The sequence below is a fragment of the bacterium genome, from assembly GCA_024226335.1.
In the GTDB taxonomy this organism is placed as follows: Bacteria; Myxococcota_A; UBA9160; order SZUA-336; family SZUA-336; genus JAAELY01.
Genome location: JAAELY010000042.1, coordinates 1 through 1,457, shown reverse-complemented (window position 1 = coordinate 1,457; position 1,457 = coordinate 1). Strand labels below are relative to the sequence as shown.

Below are 1,457 nucleotides of genomic sequence, written 5' to 3'. Positions count from 1 at the left end.
GCGGAAATGCCGCAATCGTGCCGATGCTCTGCCCCGGTAACGTACCGAATGCGTGCCGCATGTCGCCTGTGTGTGAAGGGTGGACATGCGGCTCGTGATCGGTTCTCTGCGCTGAAACGACGCGGCGCATGCCGATCCACAAGGGCATCCGCGACGCGACAGCTCCGCCGTTGCGCGTGTGAGGGCCAGCCGATTGACGAGTGCGCCGATCATGACGAGTCCATCGCCACGACGCGGGAGCCGAGCAGCAGGTCCGCAGCGGAGAGCATCAGCACGCAGGACATGCGTCCGTGCCGGCAAGCCGGACATTGGCCGAGCTTGTCGTCGGCCGCAGCTTTACCGAGGTCGCTACCAGCATCGTCGCCGGTCGTCATCCCGATTTGGGCGATCGCCCACCGGCACTGGGCCAGCTTGGACGCTCGGTGTCGATTGGCGAGAAAGCCGTAGGTCCGGATTCGCACGAATCCCCTGGGGAGGAGATGCAGGAGGAAGCGGCGCATGAACTGCACGGCGCCCAACGTCATCGTCCGAGACCTGCAGTGCTTCCTGTAGTCCTTCCACAGGAACGTAACGTGACCGGCGCGTAGAGCGACGAGGCGAGCGTTGGAGATCGCGACCCGATGGGTGTAGCGGGCGAGGTAGCGCAGAACCAGCTCCGGCCGGCCGAAGGGCGGCTTGGAATAGACGCGCCACTTCTTGCCGGAAACCGTTTCCAGTAACGACTCGAAGGCCACACGGTTTGCCAGCTCCGCGAGCCTGCGATGGAAGCGGAGCTCGCCTCGATCAAAGGCCATTCGGAGTTGATACAGGAACTTCCCGCGAAACAGCTTGCTGAGGACTCGCACCGGAAGGAAGAAACCCGGTCGGCAAGGAATCCACTCTGTGCCGTCCCGAGAGAGCCCTCCGCCGGGAACGAGGCAATGGATGTGAGGATGGTGCTCCAGCGTCTGGCCCCAGGTGTGCAGGACGGCAAGCACCCCGATCTCCGCTCCCAGATGCTTCGAGTCCCTTGCGATCTCACGCAGCGTCTCGCCCGACGCCTTGAACAGGATGTTGTAGACAACCTTCTTGTTCTGCAGAGCGATGGCTGCAAGCTCATGCGGGATGGTAAAGGCGACGTGGAAATACTCGACGGGCAGCACCTCGCGCTCACGATCGGCGGTCCATTCGGCGCGTGCCGTCTCCTGACACTTTGGGCAGTGTCGATTCCTGCAGGAGTTGTAGGCGATGCGCTGGTGCCCGCACTGGTCGCACCGTTCGACATGCCCGCCCCGGGCTGCTGTGCGGCAGGCAGCGATATCGTCAAGCACTCGACGTTCGGCTCCCGAGAGCCTTCCGCCGCGAGAGGCGACCAAATCATCTCGATGAGCTCGGACGACGTCGGCGACTTCCAGTCGTCGTCGCGCCACCCGTCTAACTCGACGCTTCGGCCTCGTCGAATGGGCTCTTCACCGCAG

At 63.7% G+C, this 1,457-nt stretch carries 1 protein-coding gene; it reads right to left on the bottom strand.

Going from position 1 to position 1,457, the window contains the following annotated elements; genetic code table 11:
* Positions 1–209 precede the first annotated feature (209 nt).
* Positions 210–1,409 carry an IS91 family transposase gene (locus tag GY725_01825; protein MCP4002912.1) on the bottom strand — a complete coding sequence of 400 codons (1,200 nt, stop codon included), beginning with the start codon at positions 1,407–1,409 and terminating at the stop codon, positions 210–212.
* Positions 1,410–1,457 lie beyond the last annotated feature (48 nt).